Origin of the sequence: Curtobacterium sp. 8I-2 (assembly GCF_902506155.1) — a bacterium.
GTDB lineage: Bacteria > Actinomycetota > Actinomycetes > Actinomycetales > Microbacteriaceae > Curtobacterium > Curtobacterium poinsettiae.
The window spans coordinates 368,518-393,621 of sequence record NZ_LR732827.1 but is presented as its reverse complement, the minus strand read 5'-3'; the positions used below and the strand labels follow the sequence as shown (position 1 = coordinate 393,621).

Sequence of the window (25,104 nt, the reverse complement as noted above, 5' to 3'; positions counted from 1 at the left end):
AGCGTCGCCATGGCTGGTCCGCCGCTGCCGCCGGGCCCGGACGTGCTGCGGGCGTTCGGCGTGCACGACCGCCCGCTCGAGCGGCTCGGCGGCGGCCGCGGGCTGACGTGGCGCGCCGGGGACGTCGTGCTCCGGCCGTCCGGCGACCCCCTGGAGGCCCGGTGGCGGTCCGCCACGCTGGCCCGGCTCGTCCACACGGCCGGGTTCCGGACCCCGCGTCCGGTCGCCGCCGAGTCCGGGGACTGGATCGTGGGCTCCGGCTCCGGCTCCGGCACCGGCACCGGCGACGGCGGGTGGGAGGCCTGGGGATGGGTCGACGGCTGGACCGACCCGACCCGCGTGGACGACGTCATCGCCGCGGGCGCTGCCTTCCACCGGGCCGTCGCGGACCTGCCGCGTCCCGAAGTCCTCGACCAGCGTGAGGACCCCTGGAGCCGGGCGGACCGGATGGTCTGGGGTGGCGAACCCCTGCCGGACGATCCGACGCTGGACCGCCTGGCGGCGACGTTCCGGCCGGTGACGTCCCCGTCCCAGCTCGTCCACGGTGACCTGCTCGGCAACGTGCTCTTCACGCCGGGGGAGCCACCCACGGTGTTCGACTGGGCGCCGTACTGGCGTCCGGCGGGCCTCGGTGCCGCGATCGCGGCGGTCGACGCCGTGACCTGGCACCGGGTCGACGTCGGCCGGCTCGGCGTGCTCGGGACCGGCGTGCCGGAGTGGCCGCAGCTGCTCGTCCGTGCGCTGGCGTTCCGGATCGCCACGCTGCACCTGCTCGACGCGTGGGACACCGACCAGGTCGCCCGCCACCGGCCCGTGGTCGACGCGGTCGTGCAGCACGCCGCCGGTACGCTGGAAGCCTCATGATGCAGCGAATCGACCTCCGCGGCGGCCTCCCCGCCCGTGCCGAACTCCTCCGACTCATGCCCCGTGCCGCGGGTGACGTGTCGCACGCGGTCGACGCCGCGCGCGAGTTGATCGAGGACGTCCGACACCGTGGGGCCGCGGCCCTGCGCGACCAGGCCGAGCGCTTCGACGGTGGGGCCCCCGCGAACGTGCGGGTGCCGGCCGCCGAGATCACCGCCGCGGTGGCCGGGCTCACCCCCGAGGTCCGGGCGGCCCTCGACGAGGCGATCCGCCGCGTCCGTGCCGCGAGTGCCGCGCAGATCCCCGCTCCGTCCGTGACGACCCTGGCCGACGGCGCCGAGGTCCACCAGCGCTGGCAGCCGATGCGCCGTGTCGGGCTCTACGTGCCCGGCGGCAAGGCCGTCTACCCGTCCAGCGTCGTGATGAACGTGGTCGCCGCCCAGGTCGCGGGCGTGCCCTCGATCGCCCTCGTGTCGCCGCCGCAGCGCGACCACGGCGGCGCGGTGCACCCGACGATCCTCGCCGCGGCGGGGCTGCTCGGCATCGACGAGGTCTACGCGATGGGTGGTGCCGGAGCCGTCGGCGCGCTGGCGTACGGCGTCGCCGAGCTCGACCTCGAGCCCGTCGACCTGGTCACCGGGCCGGGCAACAACTACGTCGCCGCCGCCAAGCGCCTGGTGCGCGGCGTGGTGGGCATCGACTCCGAGGCCGGCGCGACCGAGATCCTCGTGATCGCGGACGACACCGCCGACGCGGGGTTCGTGGCTGCCGACCTGATCAGCCAGGCCGAGCACGACGAGCAGGCCGGCAGCGTGCTGGTGACGACGTCCGCGGCGTTCGCCGACGCGGTGGAAGCCGCCATCCCGGAACGCACGGCGGTGCTCGGGACGGCTGCGCGCCTCCAGACCGCCCTGGACGGACCGCAGTCCGCGATCGTCCTGGTGGACTCGCTGACCGACGCCGCGACCGTGAGCAACGCCTACGGTCCGGAGCACCTGGAGATCCAGACGGTCGACGACGACGCCGTGCTGGCCGACATCGACGCCGCCGGTGCGGTGTTCGTCGGACCGAGCACGCCGGTGAGCCTGGGGGACTACCTGGCCGGGTCGAACCACGTGCTGCCGACCGGCGGCCAGGCCCGCTTCGGGTCCGGACTGTCCGCGTCGACGTTCCTGCGACCCCAGCAGATCGTCCGGTACACGCCCGAGGCCCTGGCCGAGGTGGCGCCGCACATCGTCGCCCTGTCCACCGAGGAGCAGCTCCCCGCGCACGGGGCCGCCGTGACGGAGCGCACGAACCGATAGCCTGGGGAACGACATGTTCTGCCCCTTCTGCCGCCACCCGGACTCCCGCGTCGTCGACTCACGGACGAGCGACGACGGAACCTCCATCCGCCGCCGTCGACAGTGCCCCAACTGCGGTCGACGGTTCTCGACCACCGAGACCGCATCGCTCAACGTCGTGAAGCGCAACGGCGTCACCGAGCCGTTCAGCCGCGACAAGATCGTCTCCGGTGTGCGCAAGGCGTGCCAGGGGCGCCCGGTCACCGACGGCGACCTGGCCGTCCTCGCGCAGCGCGTCGAGGAGACCGTGCGCTCCTCCGGGTCCAGCCAGATCGACGCGAACGACATCGGCCTCGCGATCCTCGCGCCCCTGCGGGAGCTCGACGAGGTCGCGTACCTGCGCTTCGCGAGCGTCTACCAGGCGTTCGACTCGCTCGAGGACTTCGAGGACGCCATCGGCCAGCTCCGTCGCGACCACCACGGGACGGCCGACAGCGCCGCCGGCTCGTCCGCACCGTCCGGCACACGCGCGTGAGCGGCATCGCCGAACGGATCGTGCGCGGCGGGTACCGCGTCGTGTTCCGCTCCGTGTTCGCGAACATGGACCCGGAACGCGCCCACCACCTGGCCTTCGCCGTCATCGCTGGGCTGCCTCGCGTGCCGTTCCTGAGCGGGGTCGTCGAGCGGTACTGCCGCCCGTCGGCAGCCGACGGCATCACCACGATGGGCATCCACTTCCCGTCGCGCTTCGGCCTGGCGGCGGGCTTCGACAAGGACGCCCGCGGCATCGCCGGGCTCGGCCTGCTCGGCTTCGGCCACGTCGAGGTCGGCACCATCACCGCAAAGCCGCAGCCCGGCAACGAGCGCCCGCGCCTGTTCCGACTGATCGGCGACCGCGCCCTGATCAACCGCATGGGCTTCAACAACCACGGCGCGGCTGCGGCCGCCCGACGTCTCGAGCGCGCCCGCCGCAACCCGGGCCGGCCCGTGATCGGCGTGAACATCGGCAAGAGCCGGGTCGTCTCGGTCGAGGACGCCATCGACGACTACCTCGAGTCCACCCGCCGCCTGGCGACGTTCGCGGACTACCTGGCGGTCAACGTCAGCTCGCCGAACACGCCCGGTCTGCGCGGACTGCAGGAACTCGACCAGCTCCGACCGCTGCTCTCCGCGGTGCGCGACGGCGCGGGGCGCACCCCGGTGCTCGTCAAGATCGCACCGGACCTGACCGACGAGCAGATCGACGCGATCGCGGGCCTGGCGGTCGAGCTCGGCCTGTCCGGCGTGATCGCGAACAACACGACCACCGCGCGCGAGGGACTGACGGCCGACCCGTCCGACGTCGAGGCGATGGGTGCCGGTGGACTCTCCGGTGCGCCGGTCGCCGCGCGTTCGCTCGAGGTCCTGCGTCGGGTCCGCGCCGCCGTGCCGGCGGACTTCTGCGTCATCGCCGTCGGTGGCGTGACCACCGAGCAGGACGTGCAGGACCGCATCGACGCCGGGGCGACGCTGGTGCAGGGCTACACGGCGTTCCTCTACGAGGGGCCGACCTGGGCAGCGCGCATCAACCGGCTGCGCCGACGTCGGCTGCGTCGCGCCGCGCGCTAGTCGCGACCACCATCCGGACGGGAGGCCCGTGGCGACGCCGCCACGGGCCTCCCGTCCGTCCTGGGGCGCGCCTGCGCATCGGGTGAGCAGAACACGCCGTGGCTCGCCAGTCGACCCGTCGTGTTCTGCTCACTCGATCACCGATGCGGAGCGGGGGAGCGGGGAACAGGGGAGCGGGAACGACGAAGCGCCGCCCGGCAGGCCGGGCGGCGCTTGGTTCGTGTGCGTGTGGCTAGAGCGTGGGGTACTCGCCGCGCCGGACCTGGGGCTTCGGCAGCCGCAGGAACCGCAGCTGCCACGCCCGCGTCAGGATGTAGAGGAACGTGCCGCGCTGGAAGTCGCCGAACTTGGTGGTGAGCTTGCGGCGGAGCGACAGCCAGAGCACCACGCAGTCGATGACGAACAGCGCCACGAACGCCCACACCAGCAGGAGCGAGTAGGACGCGACCACGGTCTGCGCGGCGGCGAACCCGACGATGAGGAACAGCACGAGCACGGGCATCATGACCTCGCCGACGTTCCAGCGGGCGTCGATCCAGTCGCGGACGAAGCGTCGCTGCTCACCGCGGTCCTTGGCCGGCAGGTAGCGCTCCTCGCCGTTGGCCATGCCGACCCGTGCGCGCTCGCGCTCGGAGTTGAGGCGTGCACGGGCTGCCTTCTTGTCGACCGGCGTGTTGCCGACGAGGGGGCGGCGGTTCGCTGCCTCTCGCTCGCGGCGGGACGGCGTCGGGCGGCCCTTGCCCTGCTCGAGGAGCTCGGCCTCGGTCGGGTTGACGGTCGTGTTGGTCTTGGGGGCTGCCTTCGCCACGGTGCGTTCCTAACGGCGGTGTGCGTGCGGGATCTCCTCTAGATTACCGGGCATGACCGACAGCCAACAGCACAGCCCCGCGACCGACCCTGCGCTCCTCGACGCCCTGCGCGAACACGTCCAGGGGGCCCTGCCCACGACGATCGCCGACCTGTCCGCCCTGGTACGCCTGCCGTCGGTCTCCTGGTCGGCCTTCGACCCGTCGAACGTGCGCGCGAGTGCCGAGGCCGTCGCGGACCTGGCGCGGTCGACCGGGGTCTTCGGCCCGGACGACGTCCGGATCGTGCGGTCGGCAGTGTCCGGCTCGACCGCCGACGTCGCCGAGGCGGACGCCGAGACCGAGCTCGGCCAGCCGGCGGTGCTCGCGGTGCGCCCGGCGCGGAACGGCAAGCCGACGGTGATGCTCTACGCCCACCACGACGTGCAGCCGCAGGGCGACGAGGCCCTGTGGGAGACCCCGCCGTTCGAGCCGACGCTCCGCGGTGACCGCCTGTACGGTCGCGGCGCCTCGGACGACAAAGCCGGCGTGATGACCCACATCGCCTCGCTCCGCGCGGTGCACGCCCAGTTCGGCGACGACCTCGACCTCGGGATCGTGCTGTTCGTCGAGGGCGAGGAGGAGTTCGGCTCCCGCTCGTTCCGCACCTTCCTGCGCGAGCAGAAGGAGCACCTGGCCGCCGACGTCATCGTCGTGGCGGACAGCGACAACTGGTCGACCGAGGTGCCGTCGATCACGGTGTCGCTGCGCGGCAACGTCACCTTCAAGCTCACCCTGACCACGCTCGAGCACGCCAGCCACAGCGGCATGTTCGGGGGAGCGGCCCCGGACGCGATGATCCCGATGGTGCGGCTGCTCGCCTCGCTGCACGACGCCGACGGGTCGGTCGCCGTCGAGGGGCTGGCCTCGTACGAAGCCGACGTGCCGGAGCGCACCGAGGACGAACTCGCCGTTGACGCCGCACTCGTTCCCGGTGTGCGCCCGATCGGTACCGGCGCCGTGCTGTCCCGCATGTGGTTCCAGCCGTCGATCACGGTGACGGGCATGGACGTGCCGAGCGTCGCGAACGCCTCGAACACCCTGCTGCCCACGGTCTCGGCACGGGTCTCGGTCCGCGTCGCCCCCGGCCAGGACGCCCGCGAGGCCGCCGCTGCCGTCGAACGGCACCTGCGCGAGCACGTCCCGTTCGGCGCACGGATGGAGGTCACCGAGCCGGACAGCGGCGACGGATTCCTCGTCGACACCGCCGGCTGGGCCGTGCAGGAGGCCCGCACGGCCATGCGCGAGGGCTGGGGTGCCGAGGCGGTCGAGCAGGGCATCGGCGGGTCGATCCCGTTCGTGTCGGACCTGGCTGCGGAGTTCCCGGACGCGCAGATCCTGGTCACCGGCGTCGAGGACCCGGACACCCGCGCGCACAGCCCGAACGAGTCGCAGCACCTCGGCGTCCTGCACCGTGCCATCGCGTCGGAGACGATCCTGCTCGCCAGGCTCGCGACGCGCAGCTGAGGGTGCTTACAATCGAGGCCAGGCGCGGTGACCAGCACCGCCCGGAGGGAGACGCGCGATGAGCGACACCATCACCGAAGCACCGGCGACCGAGACCCCGTCGCACGGCGTCCTCCTGAGCGACGCCGCTGCCGGCAAGGTGGCGAGCCTGCTCGAGCAAGAGGGCCGCGATGACCTGCGCCTGCGCCTCGCCGTGCAGCCCGGTGGCTGCTCGGGCCTGATCTACCAGCTGTACTTCGACGAGCGCATGCTCGACGGTGACGTCACCGCCGAGTTCGACGGGGTCGAGGTCGTCGTCGACAAGATGAGCGTCCCGTACCTCGACGGCGCGACGATCGACTTCGAGGACACGATCCAGAAGCAGGGCTTCACGATCGACAACCCGAACGCGCAGGGCAGCTGCGCCTGCGGTGACAGCTTCCACTGATCGCCAGCGATCCGACACGCGAGCGGGAGCGACCGGAACGGTCGCTCCCGCTCGCGTTCGTGTGACCGGACGTGGCGCGCCGGGGCGCGGCGGAACCGGGGGGAATCGTGCCCGCCGACGTGCGGATCGAGGCCAGAACCGTGGCGTGTGTGCGCGAGCGGCGGCGAGCTGCGAGTAAGCTAGGAGTGTTCCAATCAAGCTGGGAGCCAGCCAAGCGCCGCCTTCGTGCGGCTCGCCGTCGGACACGACGGACTGACTTCCGAAGCTCACGTCTTTTGCGAGAGGTAACAGTGCGTTCGAATCGCCGTATACGTTGGGCGGCCGTCCCGGTGGCCGTCGGTCTGGTCATCGCACTGGCTGGCTGCACGCAGCAGCAGATGAACGGATGGCTCCCCGGCACGGAGGAGACGAAGAACGTCACCAACCACACGAGCCGCATCGTCGGCCTGTGGACCACCAGCTGGGTCGTGCTCCTCGCCGTCGGTCTGATCGTGTGGGGCCTGATCATCTGGGCCGCGATCGTCTACCGCCGCCGGAAGGGCCAGACCGGCCTGCCCGTGCAGATGCGGTACAACATGCCGCTCGAGATCTTCTACACGATCGTGCCGCTGATCCTGGTGCTCGGCTTCTTCGCCTTCACCGCGAAGGACCAGGCCGCGATCGAGAAGCCCTTCGCCGACCCCGACGCCACCGTGCACGTGTACGGCAAGCGCTGGGCGTGGGACTTCAACTACATCAACAAGGACAACCCCGAAGAGAGCGTCTACTACCAGGGCATCCAGGCCCAGGAAGAAGAGAACGCCAAGGGGGCGATCGACGAGTCGCAGCTGCCGACCCTCTACCTGCCCAAGGGCAAGAAGGTCGCGATCGAACTCTCGTCGCGCGACGTCGACCACTCCTTCTGGGTCATCGACTTCCTGTACAAGAAGGACATGCTCCCCGGCAAGACAAACTGGGAGTACTTCATCCCGGAGAAGCTCGGCACGTACCAGGGCAAGTGCGCGGAGCTCTGCGGTGAGTACCACTCGCTGATGCTCTTCCAGGTGAAGGTCGTCACGCCCGCTCAGTACGAGGCGTACCTCGGCACCCTGAAGGACCAGGGCAAGGTCGGTCTGCTCGGCAACGAGTACAACACCAACACCAACGAACCGAACAACAAGGCGCCGGTCGAGGCGTCCAGCGAGAACAAGTAGGGGCTCGTCAGATGACAACGTCACTCGTCGGCCAACCGACCCAGACCGCTTCGCCGGACTTCCAGGCGTCGAAGGTGGGCCGGAAGGGCAACATCGTCGTCCGGTGGATCACCTCCACCGACCACAAGACCATCGGGTACATGTACCTGATCGCGTCGTTCGTCTTCTTCCTGCTCGCAGGTGTGATGGCCCTCGTGATCCGTGCCCAGCTCTTCGAACCCGGCCTGCACGTGGTCGCGACGAAGGAGCAGTACAACCAGCTGTTCACGATGCACGGCACGATCATGCTGCTGATGTTCGCGACGCCGCTGTTCTCGGGCTTCGCGAACGCGATCATGCCGCTCCAGATCGGTGCGCCCGACGTCGCCTTCCCGCGACTCAACGGGTTCGCCTTCTGGCTCTACCTGTTCGGTTCGCTCATCGCGGTCGGCGGCTTCCTCACCCCGCAGGGCGCTGCCTCGTTCGGCTGGTTCGCCTACGCGCCACTGAGTGACACGACGTTCACACCAGGGCTCGGCGGGACACTCTGGGTCTTCGGCCTGGGCATGACCGGCTTCTCGACGATCCTCGGTGCGGTGAACTTCATCACCACGATCATCACGATGCGTGCCCCTGGTCTGACCATGTTCCGCATGTCGATCTTCACGTGGAACACCCTCGTGACCGCGCTCCTCGTCCTGATGGCCTTCCCGGTCCTCGCGACGGCGCTCTTCGGCCTCGGTCTCGACCGTGTGTTCAACGCCCAGATCTTCAACCCGGCCAACGGCGGGGCCCTGCTCTGGCAGCACCTGTTCTGGTTCTTCGGGCACCCCGAGGTGTACATCATCGCGCTGCCGTTCTTCGGCATCGTGTCCGAGGTCTTCCCGGTGTTCAGCCGCAAGCCGATCTTCGGCTACAAGACCCTGGTGTACGCGACCATCTCGATCGCGGCCCTGTCGGTCACGGTGTGGGCACACCACATGTACGTCACCGGTGGCGTCCTGCTCCCGTGGTTCTCGCTCATGACGATGCTCATCGCGGTCCCGACCGGCGTGAAGATCTTCAACTGGGTCGGCACGATGTGGCGCGGTTCGGTCACGTTCGAGACCCCGCTGCTCTGGGCCCTCGGGTTCCTGATCACCTTCACGTTCGGTGGTCTGACCGGCGTCATCCTGGCGTCGCCGCCGCTCGACTTCCACGTGTCCGACTCGTACTTCGTCGTCGCGCACTTCCACTACGTGGTCTTCGGCACCGTCGTGTTCGCGATGTTCTCCGGCTTCTACTTCTGGTGGCCGAAGTGGACCGGCAAGATGCTCAACGAGCGTCTCGGCAAGATCCACTTCTGGCTCCTGTTCGTCGGGTTCCACACCACGTTCCTCATCCAGCACTGGCTGGGCGTCATCGGCATGCCGCGTCGGTACGCGACCTACCTGCCGAACGACGGCTTCACGTGGATGAACCAGCTGTCGACGATCGGCTCGATGATCCTCGCGATCTCGTTCCTGCCGTTCATCTTCAACGTCTACGTGACCGCTCGGAACGCACCGAAGGTCGCCGTGAACGACCCGTGGGGCTACGGCCGTTCGCTCGAGTGGGCGACCTCCTGCCCGCCGCCGCGCCACAACTTCACGTCGATCCCGCGCATCCGTTCGGAGTCCCCGGCGTTCGACCTGAACCACCCCGAGGCCGGTGTGCCGATCGGTGTCGGTCCCGCGAAGGACGCCCCCGATGCCCCGACCTACGACGCCGCGAAGGGCGAGGTGAAGTAACGCCATGCGCGCGAACACCAACCTGTTCTGGATCCTCTTCGGGTTCTTCATCCTCGCGGACGCCGCGTACACGATCTGGGCGATGCTCTACTACGGTCACCCGGAGTGGGTCGGCACCGTGGCGATCGGCCTGACGGGCATCATGTCGGCGTTCATCGCCTTTTACCTCGGCAAGGTGATGTCGTCGCAGGGCGGCGTCCTGCCCGAGGACCGCCCGGACGCCAACATCGAGGACGGCGACGCCGAACTCGGGCACTTCAGCCCCTGGTCTTGGTGGCCCATCCTGCTGGCCGCCGCGGTGGCCGTGTGCTTCCTCGGCGTGGCAGCCGGCCTCTGGATCGTCCCGATCGGTCTCGTCCTCGTGGCGATCACCCTGGTCGGCTGGGTCTACGAGTACTACCGCGGCAACTTCGGGCACTGACCCGGCGCTGCAGCGCACCTGACACTTCGGGCGGCACCAGAACGGTGCCGCCCGAAGTGCGTCCGGGCACAGATCTCCGGTTCGGATCCGGAACAAACGGGCCCGCCCGCGACTTGACTGGAGCGGACCTCCCACCACAGCGAAAGGAGTCACCTCAGGTGACCGACAAGCGCACCCTCATCATCTTCGGCGCGACGGGCGACCTCGCCTCCCGCCTGCTCCTGCCGGGCCTCGGCACGTTCCTGCAGAGCGGCCGTGCCGTCCCCGTGCAGCTGATCGGCACGGGCCGCAGCGAGCGCAGCCCCGAGAAGTGGAAGGACATCGTCACGCAGTCCTTCGCGTCGCAGGACGTCAAGGGGCCGGAGGTCGACGCGACCATCGAGTCGACGCAGTTCATCCAGGGCGACCCCACCGACCCGAAGCACCTCGAGGCGCTGTTGGCCGCGGCCGACTCCGAGCCGATCCTGTACTTCGCGCTCCCGCCGCAGATCGCCTCCGACATCTGCGAGGCGCTCCAGCACGTCGAGCTCCCCGAGGGCACGACCCTGGCCTTCGAGAAGCCCTTCGGCACCGACGTCGCGAGTGCCCAGGCCCTCAACGAGACGGTGCTCAAGCTCGTCCCCGAGGACCGCGTGCACCGCACCGACCACTTCCTCGGCCGCACCACGGTGCTGAACATCATCGGTCTGCGCTTCGCGAACCGCCTGTTCGAGCCGATCTGGAACGCCGAGAACATCGAGAAGGTCGACGTCTTCTACGACGAGACCCTCGGTCTCGAGAACCGCGCCCAGTACTACGACGAGGCCGGCGCGATGGTCGACATGATCCAGTCGCACCTGCTGCAGATCCTCGGCCTGGTCACGATGGACGCCCCGTCCGCGATCGACGCGGTCGAGTTCCGCTCGTCGCTCGCCCGGGTCCTGCGCTCCACGCGTCTGAAGGGCGACGACGCGAAGATCGCGTCCCGCCGTGCGGTCTACACGGCCGGCACCATCGACGGCAAGGAACTGCCCTCGTACCAGGAAGAGGACGGCGTCGACCCGTCGCGCCAGACGGAGACCCTCGCCGAGATCTCGGTCGAGGTCGACACCGCCCGCTGGGCCGGCGTCCCCTTCACGCTGCGCTCCGGCAAGGCCCTCGGCGCCAGCCGCAAGGAGGTGCTGATCACCTTCAAGCCGGTCACGCGCTTGCCCTCCGGCCTGAGTGGTCGCCCGAAGACCGACACGCTCCGCATCGTCCTGAACCCGGACGAGATCGAGCTGACGGTGTCGGCCAACGGTGGCGGCAACCCGTTCGAGATGGGGCAGGTCACCCTGTCGTCGTCGTTCAGCGACGGCGAGCTCACCCCGTACGGCGAGGTCCTGAACGGCATCTTCCACGACGACCCGCTGCTCTCGATCCGCGGCGACGTGGCCGAGCGCTGCTGGGAGATCGTCGAGCCGGTCGTCGCCGCCTGGAAGGCCGACGAGGTCCCGCTCGAGGAGTACCGCGCCGGTTCGCGCGGCCCGGCGGACTGGGAGTCGTCGTCCTGACGGACGCGTCCTCGACGTCCTGAACGGACGCCCTGACGGACGGGAGGCCCGGTGCCAGCTGGCACCGGGCCTCCCGTCCGTCTGTGGGTCGCGTGCAGAGCACCGCGAGACGCCGTCGTGTCGGCGAGACGCCGCCAGATCCGGCGGCGTCTCGACGTTGTCGAGGCGTGGTGCGACGACGACGGCGTCTTCGCGGGGTGGAGCGACGCGTCAGGCGGGGGAGCCGGCTCGCTCACCCTCGCCGGTCCACGAGCGGGTGCCCCCGTCGTGCACGGACAACCGTGTGCGGTGTCCGACGGCGGCTCCCCGGGCGCGCTCGATGGCGTCGGCCGCCGACACCAGGGTGAGGTGCGACAGCACCTGCGGGGTGTTGCCGATGTGGTGGCCCGTGGCGACGTCGATCTCCTCGGAGAGCATGCCGACGTCGTTCGCGTACCCGACCAGCACGTCCATCAGGCGCTCGGCGTCGTCCACGCGGCCCGAGGCGGCGTACTGCTCCACCAGCCAGAACGAGCACGCCAGGAACGGGTGCTCAGCGCCCGACAGGCCGTCGAAGCCCGCGGTCGTGCGGTAGCGGAGCACGAGGCCGTCGTCCCCGACCCGCAGGTCCTCCTCGATCGCGCGCACCGTGCCGGTCATCCGGGGGTCGTCGGCGCGGCAGAAGCCGACCTGCGGCAGGACGAGCAGGCTGGCGTCGACCTCGTCGGTGTCGTAGTGCTGGCGGAACGATCCGCGCTCGGCGTTCCAGCCGTGCTCCTCGATCTCGGCGCGCACCGTGTCGCGCAACGTCCGCCAACGGTCGACGGGACCCTCGAGGCCGAACTCCTCGACCGCGGCGACCCCACGGTCGAAGGCGGCCCAGATCATCACCCGTGAGTGTGTGAAGCTGCGGCGCGGACCGCGCATCTCCCAGATGCCGTTGTCCGGCTCCTGCCAGTGCTCCTCGACGTAGCCGAGCAGGGCCCGCTGCAGCGCCCATGAGTCGGCGTTCTCCTCGACCCCGAGCTCGCGGGCGTCGTGCAGCGCGGACAGGACCTCGCCGAAGACGTCGCCCTGGTACTGCGTCGAGGCACCGTTGCCGATGCGGACCGGGGTCGACCCGAGGTACCCGGGCAACTCGGGGATCTCGCGTTCGGGCAGTTCGCGTTCGCCGGCGATCCCGTACATGATCTGCACGTCCGCGGGGTCGCCCGCGATGGCCCGCAGCAGCCAGCCCCGCCAGTGCGTGGCCTCGTCCCGGTACCCGTGGGCGATGAGCGAGGCGAGCGCGAGGGACGCGTCGCGGAGCCACACGTAGCGGTAGTCCCAGTTGCGTTCGCCGCCGGGGTCCTCGGGCAGGCCCGTGGTCGCGGCGGCGACGACGCCACCGGTCTCACCGTGGGTCATCGCGCGGAGGAACACCAGCGACCGGCGGGTGGCGGCCGCGTACCGGCCGGTGGTCTGTGCGGGCGCGGTCCATCCCGTCCACCACGACAGGGTGTGGGCGAGGGCCGCGTCGACGTCGAGGGGTTCCGGCGGTTCGCGGTGCGACGGGTACCAGGTGAGCACGGTGTCGAGCACCTCGCCGTCGTGGATCGTCGTGACGGCGGTGTGCCGGTGGTCGTCGGCACGGAACCGCGGCCCGCGCACGATCACCGAGCCGGGGCCGGCTGTCGCGAGGAGCGCCGGTTCGTCGTCGTCCCCGATCTGCCGGATCCACGGCAGGGCGCGTGAGTAGTCGAACCGGATGCGCAGGGTCTGGCGCATCTCGACGGTGCCGCGGAGGCCGCGGACGCGGCGCACGATCGACGGCCGGTGCGCCCCGACGGGCATGAACTCGGTGACCTCGACCACGCCGTCACGGGTGGTCCAGACGGTGGAGAGCACGAGCGTGTCCCCGCGGTACCGCCACCGCGCGGTGGCGTCACCGTCGACGGGGCGCAGGGTCCAGTGTCCGTGGTCCTCGGTGCCGAGCAGCGAGGCGAACGTGGACGAGCTGTCGAAGCGCGGCAGGCAGGCCCAGTCGATCGTGCCGTCCCGGCCGACCAGGGCAGCGGTCCCGGTGTCGCCGATCAGGGCGTGGTCCTCGATGCGGTTCGGCGGGGTGGGCGGTGCTTCCGGCTCGGTGCTCATGGACCGATCGAACACCCGCTGGCCGTGCGCCGCGGTCCGCGACGGGTGGCCCTGGCCGAGACCGTTGTGAGGGGTCGCTCAGGCCGGTTCGGAGGCGTCGGAATCGATGATGCCGATGCGCGCGAGCTCGCTCCAGAGCCCGGCGCCGTCCGGGGCGTAGACCCACGGCGCCGAGGAGTCGCGGGAGCGTTCCTGCGCCCGCGAACGACCACCGGCCAGGACCGCTTCGCTCGTGGACAGCTGCCGGATGGCGACGCCCGCGACGTTGTCCGGGTGCTCCCGCGAGAAGTCGCCGTAGAGGCTCTCGTCGTGTTGCCCGTCGTCGCCGACCAGGAGCCAGCGGATGTCCGGGAAGTCCTGGGCGAGCCGCCGCAGGTTCTGCTGCTTGTGCAGCTGGCCGCTGCGGAAGAACCGGTCGTGGGTGGGGCCCCAGTCGGTGAGCAGCAGCGTGCCGGACGGGTACATGTTGCGCGACAGGAAGCGCTGCAGCGTCGGCGCGACGTTCCACGCCCCGGTCGACAGGTACACGGTCGGCGAACCGGGGTGCTGCGCCAGGATCCGCTCGTAGAGCACGGACATGCCGGGTACGGGGCGGCGGGCGTGCTCGGTGAGCACGAAGGAGTTCCAGGCGGCCAGCATGGGGCGGGGGAGCGAGGTGACCATCACGGTGTCGTCGATGTCGGACAGCAGCCCGAAGCGGGTGTCCGGGTGCACCACGAACACGTCGGCCTCGACGTCACGCCCGCCACCCGCCGAGAGTCGCACCGTGCGCCAGCCGGGCTCGAGGTCGATCGGGACGATAGTGTCGACGACGCCGCCACGGTCGGTCTGCACCACGTGCGAAACCCCGCCGGCGGTGACGGTGACCTCGGCGTGGTCGACGGCGACGCTCGTGAAGCTCTTCCAGCCGCGGACGCCGGCGTAGGAGACGTCGGAGGCGAGACCGCGGCGCGTCAGCAGCACGCGGCAGAGGATGCGGACCCATCCGGGTGCGCCGTAGCCGGTGTACGGGACCACCGTGGGGACCAGGCCGCGGCGGCGTGCACGGTGCTCGCGGAACTCCTGGACGGCGTCCTCGATGCGGGCCGCGCGGTGCAGGAGCGGCTCGGCCAACGACGGCTCGTGGGGCGTCGGGTCGGGCATGGCGTCATCCTCCCACGGGCGGCTGACGAAACCCGCGCGCTGGACAGAACTGGTGCGTCGCAACTGGTGAGTCGCAGCCACGTTCCAGGTCCGTTCTGCGAAAGTTGTCCCCGTCACGCCAACGAACCGCGCTGGAGCGCAAGAGGAGAACACGTGCTCGTCACCGAGGTAACGAACGCTCTGCCGGGGGGATCATCACTGCTCAGGAACGAGCCGGTCCAAGCCCGCAGTTCGGCGCGCCTCGCCGGCCTCCTCGATGCCGCTGCCGCGGTGATCGACGAGATCGGGTTCGAGCGGCTCACGACCGCCATGGTGGCCGAGCGCGCGGGGGCGTCGATCGGCACCGTCTACCGGTACTTCCCGGACCGCATCGCCGTGGTCGAGGCGCTCGCGATCCGCTGCACCCAGCGGCTCGCCGCCCGCTTCGTCGAGGCGCTCGACGCCAGCGGCGCCGAGACCTGGCAGGACGCCAACGACGCGCTCATCGACCTGACCGCCGAGATGTACCGCACCGAGCCCGGCTTCCGGGCGATCCGGTTCGGCGACCCGGCGGACACCGGGACCGGTGACGCGGAAGACCGCATGGGTGCGCTCGGCGCAGCCGTGGGCCAGATCATGCGCGACCGTTTCGGTCTGCCGGACGACGAGCACGTCACCCGTGCCTGGGTCGTCCTCGCCGAGTCCGGTCACGCGGTGCTGGCGCGGGCACACCGCGACCGTGAGCACCCCGACACCGAGCTGATCGAGGAGTACCGCCGGATGAACCGCGCCCACCTCGAATCGGTGATCGCCGCCTCCTGACGACCCCGTCGAACCGGCGCGACACGCCGGTGACCGAACCGACCCGCCCGTGTCCTCCGAACAGGAGGCGCGGGCGTCGTCGTCCCCCGACACATCGCGCTGAACCGGTGGTGGTCCCACGATCTCCCGGTCGTCCGGAACCCGTCACGCGGCGTCGTGACCGAACCGATGTCGGCACCCCCGGGTACTCTCATCCGAAGTCGGGCTACCTCCGAACAGAAGGGCACCCCATGATCGAGTTCCGCTCGGTGCGCAAGACCTACCCGGACGGCACGACTGCGGTCGAGCACTTCGATCTGGTCATCCCGTCCCGGACCACCACCGTCTTCGTCGGATCCAGCGGCTGTGGCAAGACCACGCTGCTCCGCATGATCAACCGCATGGTCGACCCCACCTCCGGCACCGTCGAGATCGACGGGTCGGACGTCGCCGGGATCAACCCCGTTGAGCTCCGTCGCCACATCGGGTACGTCATGCAGAACTCCGGACTGCTGCCGCACCGCAAGGTCGTCGACAACATCGCGACGGTCCCGCTGCTGACCGGCGTCTCCAAGGCCGATGCCCGCAAGCGTGCCCTCGAACTCATGGACACCGTCGGACTCGACCGCGCGTTCGCCGACCGCTACCCGTCGCAGCTCTCCGGCGGCCAGCAGCAGCGCGTCGGGGTCGCCCGCGGGCTCGCCGTCGACCCGAACATCCTGCTCATGGACGAGCCGTTCGGGGCCGTCGACCCCCTGGTGCGCAACGACCTGCAGGACGAACTCATCCGGCTGCAGCGCGAGCTCGGCAAGACCGTCGTGTTCGTGACGCACGACATCGACGAGGCGTTCAAGCTCGGCGACCAGGTCGTCATCCTCAAGAAGGGCGGCGAGATCGCCCAGCAGGGGACGCCGGCCGAGATCCTCGCCGCACCCGCTGACGACTTCGTCGCGACGTTCATCGGCGCAGGCCGCGGGCGCCGTGCGCTGCGGGTCGAGCAGACCCCGACCGGTCCGATCGTCGTCGACGGCGAAGGGCGTGCAGCCGGTGTGCTGACGGGCCCCGTCGGGGTCGTCGACGCCGCCCAGGCCGTGCCCCAGTCCGACACCCGAGCAGCAGAGGCCGGAGCGTCGCACGACGCACCGGGTGCTCCGGCGCAGGGTGGGGGCACCCGGTGAAGTGGGTGCTGGCGAACCTCGACACGATCTGGGACAACACGGTCTCCCACCTCGCGATCGCGATCCCGCCGATCATCGTGGCGTTCCTGCTGTCGATCCCCATCGGGTGGCTGGTCGTCCGACTGCAGCGGCCCGGTGGGTCGCGCTTCGCGTCCGGGGTGGGGAGCAGCATCGTGACCCTCGCCGGTCTGCTGTACGCGATCCCGTCGCTCGCCCTGTTCGTGGCGCTGCCGGGCATCATCGGCACCGGCCTGCAGAGCCCGATCAACGTCGTCATCGGCCTGACCCTGTACGGCCTCGCACTCATGGTGCGGTCCACGGTCGACGGGCTGACCTCGGTCGACGCCGAGACCAAGTCCGCCTCGACCGCCATGGGCTACTCGCCGGCGCAGCGCTTCTTCCGGGTGGAACTCCCGCTCGCCGGTCCGGTGCTGCTGGCCGGGCTCCGGGTCGTCGCGGTCTCCACGATCTCGCTGACCACGGTCGGCGCGGTCCTCGGGATCCCGAGCCTCGGCCTGCTCTTCACCGACGGCCTGGGGCGCGGGATCTACGAAGAGATCCTCTCCGGCATCGTCATGGTGCTCGTGCTCGCGTTCGCCATCGACGGCCTGCTGGTGCTGCTCGGGCGACTGGTGATGCCGTGGACCCGCACGAGCTCGGTGTCGCGTCGTCAGTCCCGTCGGGTCCTGCAAGCAGCGGAGGTCTCCTCGTGATCATCGGACAGGCCTTCGCGTGGGTGTTCGACCCCACGAACTACGGCGGCTACAACGGCATCCCCACGCGCGTGTGGGAGCACGTGTGGATCACCCTGCTCGCGGTGCTCATCGCGGCGGTCATCGCGGTGCCGGTCGGCTACGCGATCGGGCACACCCGCCGAGCACGCGGCGTCTCGATCGCCGTCTCCGGCGGGGTGCGTGCGCTCCCGACGCTCGGTGTGCTCTCGCTCTTCGGCCTGCTGCTCGGCATCGGGCTGCAGGCACCCTTGCTCGCGCTCGTCATCCTGGCGATCCCGTCGGTGCTCGCCGGTGCCTACTCCGGCATCGAGTCCGTCGACCCCGGTGTCGTCGACGCCGCGAAGGCCCAGGGCATGACCGGGTGGCAGATCCTGTGGAAGGTCGAGATCCCACTCGGGCTCCCGCTCCTGATCGGTGGGATCCGCGCAGCGGTGCTGCAGGTCGTCGCGACCGCCACGCTCGCCGCGTACGTCGGGGCCGGTGGCCTCGGCGGCTACTTCTTCCTCGGCCTGAAGACCCAGGACTACGCCGAGATGCTCGGCGCCTCCATCCTCGTGATCGCCCTCGCGATCGCGTTCGAGATCGTGTTCGCCGTGCTGCAGCGGGCGGCGGTGCCGAAGGGCACCGCGGACCCGTCGGCCCGACAGCGTCAGGGGTCGCGAGAGCGAGCCCGCAATCCACTCCCGGAAGGAAATCCCTCGTGATCACAGCACCCAAGATCCGCGCCGGAGTCGCCGCCGCGATGGCGGTGGGCGTCGTCGCCGCCCTCGCCGGCTGCGCGTCGAGCGACCCGCTCGACAGCGGCTCCAGCAACTCGTCCGACTCGAAGACCATCGTCGTCGGCTCGCAGCAGTACTACTCGAACGAGATCATCGCCGAGCTCTACGCCCAGGTCCTCGAGAAGGACGGCTTCGAGGTCAAGCGCAACTTCAACATCGGGCAGCGCGAGGTCTACATCCCGCAGCTCGAGAAGGGCGCCATCGACGTCATGCCCGAGTACAGCGGCAACCTGCTGCAGTACTTCGACAAGGACTCCGACGCGAAGACCGCCGACCAGATCGACGACGGACTCGACAAGGCCCTGCCGAAGGGCCTCCGCGTCCTCGACGAGGCCGAGGCGACCGACCAGGACAGCTACACCGTCACGAAGAAGTTCTCCGAGGACAACGACGTCACGAGCCTGGCCGACCTGAAGAACGTCGACGAGAAGCTCACCGTGGGTGCCAACTCTGAGAACCAGACCCGGCCGTACGGGCCGAAGGGGCTCAAGTCGGTCTACGGCGTCGACGTCGACTTCAAGGCGATCGAGGACGGCGGTGGCGCCCTGACCGTCAAGGCGCTCAAGGACGACACCGTCCAGCTGGCTGACATCTACACGGCCGACCCGAGCATCAAGGCGAACGGCTTCGTCACGCTGAAGGACCCGGAGAACCTGATCCTGCCGCAGAACGTGGTGCCGGTCGTCTCGAAGAAGGTCAACGAGAAGGCTGCCGACGCGATCGACTCGGTCAACGAGAAGCTCACGACGGATGCCCTGATCGAGCTCAACACCAAGAGCACGGCCGACAAGGAGAAGGCGTCCACCATCGCCGAGGACTGGCTCAAGGCCGAGGGTCTGCTGTAGCCACAGCTCCACGAACGAAGCGACAGGCGTCGGGTGTCCACCCGGCGCCTGTCGTCGTTTCCGGACCGGGCGAAGCGAACATCCGTGCCGCACGGTTGTGCCGTGCAGGGGCTTTGCACGTTTGTGCACGCGAGGGTTCTACAAGTTGTCGAATCGACGGACGTCGCGATAGCGTTGGGGTGTCCCAAGGGCTGTGACACCTGATGTATCCGTTCCACAGGAAGCAACTGACGTGCACGAACAGCGCGCGGCCACCCGTCTCGGAAACGCCGCATGAACGACCTCCTCGATCCGCTCCTCTTGTCGCGGTGGCAGTTCGGTCTGACGACCATCTACCACTTCCTCTTCGTCCCGTTGACGATCGGCATGGCGGCCGTGGTGGCCGTGTTCCAGACCGCCTGGTACCGCACCGGCCGTGCGCACTACCTGCAGCTCACGCGGTTCTTCGGGCGGATCTTCCTCATCAACTTCGCCATGGGCGTCGTGACGGGCATCGTGCAGGAGTTCCAGTTCGGCATGAACTGGTCGAACTACTCGCGCTTCGTCGGTGACGTCTTCGGCGCACCGCTCGCGCTCGAGGGCATCCTGGCGTTCTTCTTCGAGGCGGCGTTCATCGGCATCTGGATCTTCGGTTGGGACCGCCTGCCGAAGGCCCTGCACCTGGCCAGCATCTGGTGCGTCAGCGCGGGCACGATCATGTCGGCGTACTTCATCATCGCGGCGAACGCGTTCATGCAGCACCCGGTCGGCTTCGCGATGAACGAGGCCAAGGGGCGCGCCGAGCTCACCGACATCTGGGCGGTGCTCGGCAACAAGGTCGCGCTGGCCGCGTTCCCGCACACGCTCTTCGCCTGCTTCATGGTCGCCGCGGCGGTCATCATCTCGGTCGCTGCCTACCACCTGGCCCGCAACCAGAACCTCGAGACGATGATGCCGGCGCTGAAGTTCGGCATGTGGACCATGCTCGCGGCCGGGGCGCTCACCGTCCTGACCGGCGACCAGCTCGGTCTGACCATGGTCGACACGCAGCCGATGAAGATGGCGTCGGCCGAGGCGCTGTACAACACGGCCACCGGCAAGGACGCATCGTTCTCGATCTTCACGCTGGGCACCCCCGACGGCGTCCACGAGCTGTTCTCGATCCGGGTGCCGTACCTGCTGTCGTTCCTGTCGACGCACACGTTCAACGGCACGGTCGAGGGCATCAACGACCTGCAGGCGCAGTACACCCAGGTCTACGGCCCCGGCGACTACAAGCCGATCATCTGGGTCACCTACTGGTCGTTCCGCTGGATGATCGCCCTGGGCGTCGGTGCGGTCATGGTCTCGCTCGTCGGACTCTGGCTGACCCGCAAGGGCCGGTTCCCGACGCAGCGCTGGGTGTGGCGCATCGCCACCTGGACGGCGCCGCTGCCGATGGCCGCGATGATCGTCGGCTGGGTCTTCACGGAGATGGGCCGCCAGCCGTGGCTCGTGTTCGGGCTGCTCCGGACGAAGGACGGCGTCTCCCCGAACGTGACCGGACTCGAGGTCCTCATCTCGCTGCTGGTCTTCACCGCGATCTACGGCACGCTGGCCGTCGTCGAGTTCAAGCTCATCAAGAAGGTCGCGCAAGAAGGCCCCGCCGACCCGGACGAGGTCGACGAGGAGACCGGCGAGGTCAAGCACGAAGTGACGGTCTACTAGAAATGGACGCTGCCTGATGGATCTCCCCGTTCTCTGGTTCGCGATCGTCGGCGTCTTCTTCGTCGGCTACTTCGTCCTCGACGGATTCGACTTCGGTGTCGGCATGTCCCTGCCGTTCCTCGGCAAGGACGACACCGACCGTCGGGTCCTGATCAACACCATCGGCCCGGTCTGGGACCTCAACGAGACCTGGGTCATCGTGGCCGGCGCCTGCCTGTTCGCGGCGTTCCCGGAGTGGTACGCCACGATGTTCTCCGGGTTCTACCTGGCGCTGTTGCTCATCCTCGCCGCGCTCATCGCCCGAGGGGTGTCGTTCGAGTACCGGCACCAGAACAAGCACCTCGAGTGGAAGCGCCGCTTCGACCTGATGATCATCGTCGGCAGCGCCGTGCCGTCGTTCCTGTGGGGCGTCGCGTTCGGCAACGTCGTCCGTGGCATCCCGATGGACGCCGGGCACAACTACACCGGCACGTTCTTCGACCTGCTCAACCCGTTCGCCCTGCTGACCGGTGCCGCGACGCTGCTGGTGTTCTTCACCCACGGTGTCGTCTTCGTCGCGCTGAAGACCGAGGGCGAGATCCGCGAACGCGCCAAGCGCCTGGCGACCCGGGCCGGCATCGTCACGATCGTCGTCGGCGCCACGTTCCTGGTGTCGATGGCCTTCGTCCGCGCCACCCCGGCCTCGCTGGTGCTCTCCGTGGTCGCCGCCCTGGCCCTGGTGCTCGCGGTGCTCTGCAACGCCTGGGGCAAGGAGGGACGCGCCTTCACCCTGATGGCGGTCACCATCGCCGCGATCGTGCTCGCGATGTTCACGGCGATCTTCCCCGACGTGATGCCCGCTTCGAACGACGTCGCGAACAGCCTGAACGTGTACAACGCCTCGTCCGGGTCGTACACGCTGAGCGTGATGAGCTGGGTCGCGCTGATCTTCGTGCCGCTGGTCTTCGCCTACCAGGCCTGGACCTACTGGATCTTCCGCAAGCGCGTCTCCCGCGCCCAGATCACCGCGGCAGCGCACTAGGCATCCGACGATGAAGCCCCTCGACCCCCGACTCCTGCGGCTGTCCCGGACCGCGCGCGGCTTCATCGTCGCGGCCGCCGGCACGGGGGTCCTGCGCACGCTCGCGACCATCGGGATCGCGTGGGGGATCGCCGCGGCCGTCACCCTCGGGGTCGACGCCGTGCACGACGGCACGGTGCCGGCCGCGTTCGGGCAGGCACTCGCCCTGCTCGGCGGGGCGTTCGTCCTGCGGGCAGTGGCGGCGTGGGCCACCGACGACCTGGCAGCCCGCGCCGCGGCGAAGGTGAAGAGCGAGATGCGCACGACGGTGCTCGCCCGTGCCGCCGAGCGCGGTCCGTCGTGGCTCGCCGGCCGGTCGAGCGCTGGCTTCGCCACCACGCTCGGCCCCGGACTCGACGCCCTCGACGCCTACTTCGGCCGGTACCTGCCGCAGCTCGCGCTCACCGCGATCGCGACGCCGGTGCTCCTGGTCGCGATCGGCGTGGGCGACCTGACCAGCGGGCTCATCATCCTGTTCGCCCTGCCGGTGATCCCGGTCTTCATGATCCTGATCGGCCTGGCCACGCAGTCGCTGCAGCGGAAGCAGTCGGACGCCCTCGCGAAGCTGGGTGGCGCCTTCACCGAGGCGGTCGAGGGACTCGCCACGCTCAAGGTCTTCGGTCGTGCGCGCCGCCAGGTCGGTCGCATCGGGGCGGTCACCGACGAGTACCGCCGCGGCACGATCGGCGTGCTCCGGCTGTCGTTCGTGAGCGGCTTCGCGCTCGAGCTCGCCGCGAGCCTGTCCGTCGCACTGGTCGCCGTCTCGATCGGCATCCGCCTGGTGGACGGCTCGCTCGGCCTCGGCGCCGCGATGTTCGTGCTCGTCCTGGCACCCGAGGCCTTCGCCCCCATCCGCCAGGTCGGCGCCGACTTCCACGCCGCCCAGGACGGCGTCGAGGCGTCGGCCGCGGTGCTCGACGTCCTGGCGGACGACGCCGACGACGGTGACGCCCCGGCCCCGGCCCCGGGCCGCAGCATCCGGGTGCACAGCGGCGGGAGCGAGACCGACACCGACGGCGCCGAAGCCGCCACCGCCCTGGACGTCCGCGGGCTCACCGTCCGCCGCCCCGACGTCGTGATCGGGCCGTTCGACCTGCACGCCGAACCGGGCACCGTCGTCGTGCTCGCCGGCCCGAGCGGCTCCGGCAAGTCCAGCATCATCGCCGCACTCCGCGGTGTCCTGCCCCACGACGGCACCGTCACCGTGCCCGGCCCGGCCAGCGCATCCGTCGCCGAGCGCACCACCTGGGCCGACCAGCGGCCACGTCTCGTGCGCGGGACGATCGCCGAGAACGTCGCGCTCAGCGCGACCCCGGACGACGCCGACGTGCGCACCGCCCTGGGCGACGCGGGGCTGGGACTCGACCCGGGCCTCCCGGTCGGCGCCGGTGGCAGCGGACTGTCCGGTGGCCAGGCGCAGCGCGTCGCCGTCGCCCGCGCGCTGTACCGCGTACGCCGCGCCGCCACACCCCTCGTGCTGCTCGACGAGCCGACGTCCGCACTGGACGCCGAGGCCGAGGCGCGCGTCGTCGCTGCCGTCCGTGGCCTGGCGGCCGGCGGCGCCGTCGTCGTGGTCGCCAGCCACCGACCGGCGGTCGTCGCCGCGGCCGACGTCCGCGTGGACATCGCGGTCGGCGGATCCGTGACGGTCCGCAGGGGGGTGCGCGCATGAGCCGGGAGGCCCGTGGCGGCTCCGTCCTGCGGCTCGCGATGCCGCACGGGTCGGGTTGGGCGAAGGCGGTCGCCGCCGGCTCGCTCAGCGCCGTCTGCGCCGTCGCGCTCCTCGCCGCCAGTGGCTACCTGATCACCCGCGCCGCCGAGCACCCGCCGATCCTGTACCTGACGCTCGTGATGGTCGGCGTGCGTGCGTTCGCGCTGGGGCGCGCCGTGCTGCGCTACGTCGACCGGCTCGCCGGGCACGACGCCTCGTTCCGGCAACTGGCCGTGGTGCGGACCGAGATGTACCGGCGGCTCGCGTCGATCGCGCCCGCCGGGCTCGGCCGCACCGGTCGCGGAGACCTCATGACGCGCCTGGTGACCGACACCGACCGGCTGCAGGACCTGCCGATCCGCGTCGTCGGCCCGCTCGTGTCCGCCGGGGTCGTCGCGGTGCTGTCGGTCGTCGCCGTGGCGCTCGTGTCGGTGCCGGCCGCGCTCGTGCTCGTCCTCGCGCTGGCGGTCGCTGCCCTGATCGGCACGATCGTCACCCGGTCGATCGCCGAGCGCTCGGACCGCGAGACCGCCGCCGATCGTGGTCGTGTCGCCGACCTCGTGCTCGACACCGTCCGCACGCTCGACGTCTTCGCCGCCTACGGCACCCTCGACGAACGGCTCGCGCACATCGCCCGGCTCGATGCCGGCGTCACCCGGGCCGTCCGGCGCCGCGGCACGGTCGAGTCGCTCGTCGGTGCCCTGGTCGGACTGGTCGGTGGCGGTGCGGTGATCGGGATCCTCGCCGTCGGTGCCCCTGCCGTCGTGTCGGGTGCGCTCGTCGGTCCGCTCTGGGCCCTGGCGGTCTTCGTGCCGCTCGCGCTCTTCGAGGTCGTCGGGACCGTCCCGCTCGCCGTCCTGACGCTCCGCCGGGTACGTGCTGCCGCCGACCGGGTCGAGCAGGTGGTGCCCGCCGAGGTGCCCGCCGGCATCGTCCCCGAGCCCGACGAGGACGCCGACCCGGCGTCGCTCGTGGTCGAGGGGTCGGTCACGCTCGCCGTGCAGGACCTGACCGTCCGCTGGCCCGGGGCCGCCGAGCCGGCGGTCGACGGGGTCTCGTTCACGCTCACCCCCGGCGAGGTCGTCGTCCTGCAGGGGCCGAGCGGCGCCGGCAAGTCCACGCTCGTCGACGCGCTCGTCCGGTTCGTGGAGCACGACGGCTCCTACACGCTCGACGGCGTCGAGGCGCGGACGATGCACCCGGACGCCGTGCGGGCCCGTGTCGGCCTGATCGAACAGGACCCGTTCGTGTTCGACCAGTCGGTGCGGCAGAACCTGCTCTTCGCCCGCGAGACCGCCACCGACGACGAGCTCCTCGCCGTGCTCGACCGGGTCGGCCTGGGGGACTGGGTCGTCCGACGGGGTGGGCTCGACGCCTCGGTGGGGGAACGCGGCGTGCTCGTGTCCGGCGGGCAGGCGCACCGGCTCGCCCTGGCCCGAGCACTGCTGCACGCGTTCCCGGTGCTGGTGCTCGACGAACCGACCGCCGACGTCGACCCCGACCTCGGCGACTCGGTGCTCCGCGACCTCGTCACCACCGCCCGCGCAGCGGGTCGGTCGGTCGTCATCGTGTCGCACGTCCCGGTGGCGCCGGACCTGGTCGACCGCACCCTGCGGATGCGGGACGGACGCCTGCTCGCCGGGTGAGCCGACGGGCGGACGCGGGACGGGCCTCCCGGCTTGTATCGT

The 25,104-nt window shown here is 70.4% G+C and carries 22 protein-coding genes; 19 read left to right on the top strand and 3 right to left on the bottom strand.

What is annotated here, in order from left to right:
- Window positions 1-9 precede the first annotated feature (9 nt).
- The 4 genes from BOSE127_RS05560 to BOSE127_RS05545 are packed head-to-tail and all read left to right on the top strand — an operon-like array spanning window position 10 to window position 3,755.
- Complete coding sequence (locus BOSE127_RS05560) at window positions 10-864, top strand: hypothetical protein (protein ID WP_159556483.1); 855 nt, start codon at window positions 10-12, stop codon at window positions 862-864.
- Window positions 861-2,168 (top strand): histidinol dehydrogenase, encoded by a 1,308-nt coding sequence (gene hisD / locus BOSE127_RS05555; RefSeq protein WP_071251372.1) that lies wholly within the window; start codon window positions 861-863, stop codon window positions 2,166-2,168. Before BOSE127_RS05560 ends, hisD begins: the two co-directional genes overlap by 4 nt.
- Before the next feature lie 13 nt (window positions 2,169-2,181).
- Window positions 2,182-2,682, top strand: a complete 501-nt coding sequence (gene nrdR / locus BOSE127_RS05550; RefSeq protein ID WP_017886638.1) for a transcriptional regulator NrdR — start codon at window positions 2,182-2,184, stop codon at window positions 2,680-2,682.
- Window positions 2,679-3,755, top strand: coding sequence for a quinone-dependent dihydroorotate dehydrogenase (locus BOSE127_RS05545; RefSeq protein ID WP_082046807.1), 1,077 nt, complete (start codon window positions 2,679-2,681; stop codon window positions 3,753-3,755). The genes nrdR and BOSE127_RS05545 overlap by 4 nt, the downstream gene beginning before the upstream one ends.
- A gap of 232 nt (window positions 3,756-3,987) precedes the next feature.
- Here the strand turns inward: BOSE127_RS05545 and BOSE127_RS05540 are convergent, their stop codons facing one another.
- Window positions 3,988-4,563 (bottom strand): DUF3043 domain-containing protein, encoded by a 576-nt coding sequence (locus BOSE127_RS05540; protein ID WP_017886640.1) that lies wholly within the window; start codon window positions 4,561-4,563, stop codon window positions 3,988-3,990.
- A gap of 52 nt (window positions 4,564-4,615) precedes the next feature.
- Here BOSE127_RS05540 and BOSE127_RS05535 point away from each other — a divergent pair, with 52 nt between their 5' ends.
- From BOSE127_RS05535 to BOSE127_RS05510, 6 genes are all read left to right on the top strand, one after another.
- Complete coding sequence (locus BOSE127_RS05535; protein ID WP_017886641.1) at window positions 4,616-6,067, top strand: dipeptidase; 1,452 nt, start codon at window positions 4,616-4,618, stop codon at window positions 6,065-6,067.
- Between the two features lie 58 nt (window positions 6,068-6,125).
- Window positions 6,126-6,494 (top strand): HesB/IscA family protein, encoded by a 369-nt coding sequence (locus tag BOSE127_RS05530; RefSeq protein WP_017886642.1) that lies wholly within the window; start codon window positions 6,126-6,128, stop codon window positions 6,492-6,494.
- Between the two features lie 290 nt (window positions 6,495-6,784).
- The gene (ctaC, locus tag BOSE127_RS05525; RefSeq protein WP_031259441.1) at window positions 6,785-7,687 is read left to right on the top strand and encodes an aa3-type cytochrome oxidase subunit II; all 903 of its coding nucleotides are present in this window, start codon (window positions 6,785-6,787) and stop codon (window positions 7,685-7,687) included.
- An 11-nt stretch (window positions 7,688-7,698) separates the two neighbouring features.
- Window positions 7,699-9,435 carry an aa3-type cytochrome oxidase subunit I gene (gene ctaD / locus BOSE127_RS05520; RefSeq protein WP_201300432.1) on the top strand — a complete coding sequence of 579 codons (1,737 nt, stop codon included), beginning with the start codon at window positions 7,699-7,701 and terminating at the stop codon, window positions 9,433-9,435.
- Between the two features lie 4 nt (window positions 9,436-9,439).
- Complete coding sequence (locus BOSE127_RS05515) at window positions 9,440-9,856, top strand: cytochrome c oxidase subunit 4 (RefSeq protein ID WP_017886645.1); 417 nt, start codon at window positions 9,440-9,442, stop codon at window positions 9,854-9,856.
- A gap of 158 nt (window positions 9,857-10,014) precedes the next feature.
- Window positions 10,015-11,388: a glucose-6-phosphate dehydrogenase gene (locus BOSE127_RS05510; protein ID WP_017886646.1), complete on the top strand. Its 1,374-nt coding sequence runs from the start codon at window positions 10,015-10,017 to the stop codon at window positions 11,386-11,388.
- A gap of 210 nt (window positions 11,389-11,598) precedes the next feature.
- Here BOSE127_RS05510 and BOSE127_RS05505 read toward each other — a convergent pair whose 3' ends face one another.
- Together BOSE127_RS05505 and BOSE127_RS05500 are read right to left on the bottom strand one after the other, a co-directional pair.
- The gene (locus tag BOSE127_RS05505) at window positions 11,599-13,500 is read right to left on the bottom strand and encodes a glycoside hydrolase family 15 protein (RefSeq protein ID WP_017886647.1); all 1,902 of its coding nucleotides are present in this window, start codon (window positions 13,498-13,500) and stop codon (window positions 11,599-11,601) included.
- Between the two features lie 78 nt (window positions 13,501-13,578).
- Window positions 13,579-14,643 carry an App1 family protein gene (locus BOSE127_RS05500; protein WP_042537314.1) on the bottom strand — a complete coding sequence of 355 codons (1,065 nt, stop codon included), beginning with the start codon at window positions 14,641-14,643 and terminating at the stop codon, window positions 13,579-13,581.
- A 270-nt stretch (window positions 14,644-14,913) separates the two neighbouring features.
- Here BOSE127_RS05500 and BOSE127_RS05495 point away from each other — a divergent pair, with 270 nt between their 5' ends.
- The 9 genes from BOSE127_RS05495 (at window position 14,914) to cydC (ending at window position 25,062) form a co-directional block, all read left to right on the top strand.
- The gene (locus BOSE127_RS05495) at window positions 14,914-15,444 is read left to right on the top strand and encodes a TetR/AcrR family transcriptional regulator (protein WP_052481628.1); all 531 of its coding nucleotides are present in this window, start codon (window positions 14,914-14,916) and stop codon (window positions 15,442-15,444) included.
- Between the two features lie 230 nt (window positions 15,445-15,674).
- Window positions 15,675-16,601: an ABC transporter ATP-binding protein gene (locus tag BOSE127_RS05490; RefSeq protein WP_017886650.1), complete on the top strand. Its 927-nt coding sequence runs from the start codon at window positions 15,675-15,677 to the stop codon at window positions 16,599-16,601.
- The gene (locus BOSE127_RS05485) at window positions 16,598-17,314 is read left to right on the top strand and encodes an ABC transporter permease (RefSeq protein ID WP_017886651.1); all 717 of its coding nucleotides are present in this window, start codon (window positions 16,598-16,600) and stop codon (window positions 17,312-17,314) included. Before BOSE127_RS05490 ends, BOSE127_RS05485 begins: the two co-directional genes overlap by 4 nt.
- Complete coding sequence (locus BOSE127_RS05480) at window positions 17,311-18,039, top strand: ABC transporter permease (RefSeq protein WP_017886652.1); 729 nt, start codon at window positions 17,311-17,313, stop codon at window positions 18,037-18,039. Before BOSE127_RS05485 ends, BOSE127_RS05480 begins: the two co-directional genes overlap by 4 nt.
- A complete protein-coding gene (locus BOSE127_RS05475; RefSeq protein ID WP_017886653.1) occupies window positions 18,036-18,959 on the top strand; it encodes an ABC transporter substrate-binding protein in 924 nt (307 codons plus the stop codon). The genes BOSE127_RS05480 and BOSE127_RS05475 overlap by 4 nt, the downstream gene beginning before the upstream one ends.
- A 273-nt stretch (window positions 18,960-19,232) precedes the next feature.
- Window positions 19,233-20,645 (top strand): cytochrome ubiquinol oxidase subunit I, encoded by a 1,413-nt coding sequence (locus BOSE127_RS05470; protein ID WP_017886654.1) that lies wholly within the window; start codon window positions 19,233-19,235, stop codon window positions 20,643-20,645.
- 16 nt (window positions 20,646-20,661) lie between these two features.
- Window positions 20,662-21,666 carry a cytochrome d ubiquinol oxidase subunit II gene (gene cydB, locus BOSE127_RS05465; protein WP_017886655.1) on the top strand — a complete coding sequence of 335 codons (1,005 nt, stop codon included), beginning with the start codon at window positions 20,662-20,664 and terminating at the stop codon, window positions 21,664-21,666.
- 10 nt (window positions 21,667-21,676) lie between these two features.
- Complete coding sequence (gene cydD, locus BOSE127_RS05460; protein ID WP_042537312.1) at window positions 21,677-23,377, top strand: thiol reductant ABC exporter subunit CydD; 1,701 nt, start codon at window positions 21,677-21,679, stop codon at window positions 23,375-23,377.
- Window positions 23,374-25,062, top strand: coding sequence for a thiol reductant ABC exporter subunit CydC (cydC, locus tag BOSE127_RS05455; RefSeq protein WP_042537310.1), 1,689 nt, complete (start codon window positions 23,374-23,376; stop codon window positions 25,060-25,062). The genes cydD and cydC overlap by 4 nt, the downstream gene beginning before the upstream one ends.
- Window positions 25,063-25,104: the final 42 nt, after the last annotated feature.

Excerpts from the sequence above, each read along its gene's own strand:
- BOSE127_RS05560 (WP_159556483.1), top strand. The coding sequence starts at position 10 with ATGGCTGGTCCGCCGCTGCCGCCGGGCCCGGACGTGCTGCGGGCGTTC.
- hisD (WP_071251372.1), top strand. The coding sequence starts at position 861 with ATGATGCAGCGAATCGACCTCCGCGGCGGCCTCCCCGCCCGTGCCGAA.
- nrdR (WP_017886638.1), top strand. The coding sequence starts at position 2,182 with ATGTTCTGCCCCTTCTGCCGCCACCCGGACTCCCGCGTCGTCGACTCA.
- BOSE127_RS05535 (WP_017886641.1), top strand. The coding sequence starts at position 4,616 with ATGACCGACAGCCAACAGCACAGCCCCGCGACCGACCCTGCGCTCCTC.
- BOSE127_RS05530 (WP_017886642.1), top strand. The coding sequence starts at position 6,126 with ATGAGCGACACCATCACCGAAGCACCGGCGACCGAGACCCCGTCGCAC.
- ctaD (WP_201300432.1), top strand. The coding sequence starts at position 7,699 with ATGACAACGTCACTCGTCGGCCAACCGACCCAGACCGCTTCGCCGGAC.
- BOSE127_RS05515 (WP_017886645.1), top strand. The coding sequence starts at position 9,440 with ATGCGCGCGAACACCAACCTGTTCTGGATCCTCTTCGGGTTCTTCATC.
- BOSE127_RS05505 (WP_017886647.1), bottom strand. The coding sequence starts at position 13,500 with ATGAGCACCGAGCCGGAAGCACCGCCCACCCCGCCGAACCGCATCGAG.
- BOSE127_RS05500 (WP_042537314.1), bottom strand. The coding sequence starts at position 14,643 with ATGCCCGACCCGACGCCCCACGAGCCGTCGTTGGCCGAGCCGCTCCTG.
- BOSE127_RS05490 (WP_017886650.1), top strand. The coding sequence starts at position 15,675 with ATGATCGAGTTCCGCTCGGTGCGCAAGACCTACCCGGACGGCACGACT.
- BOSE127_RS05470 (WP_017886654.1), top strand. The coding sequence starts at position 19,233 with ATGAACGACCTCCTCGATCCGCTCCTCTTGTCGCGGTGGCAGTTCGGT.
- cydB (WP_017886655.1), top strand. The coding sequence starts at position 20,662 with ATGGATCTCCCCGTTCTCTGGTTCGCGATCGTCGGCGTCTTCTTCGTC.
- cydD (WP_042537312.1), top strand. The coding sequence starts at position 21,677 with ATGAAGCCCCTCGACCCCCGACTCCTGCGGCTGTCCCGGACCGCGCGC.
- cydC (WP_042537310.1), top strand. The coding sequence starts at position 23,374 with ATGAGCCGGGAGGCCCGTGGCGGCTCCGTCCTGCGGCTCGCGATGCCG.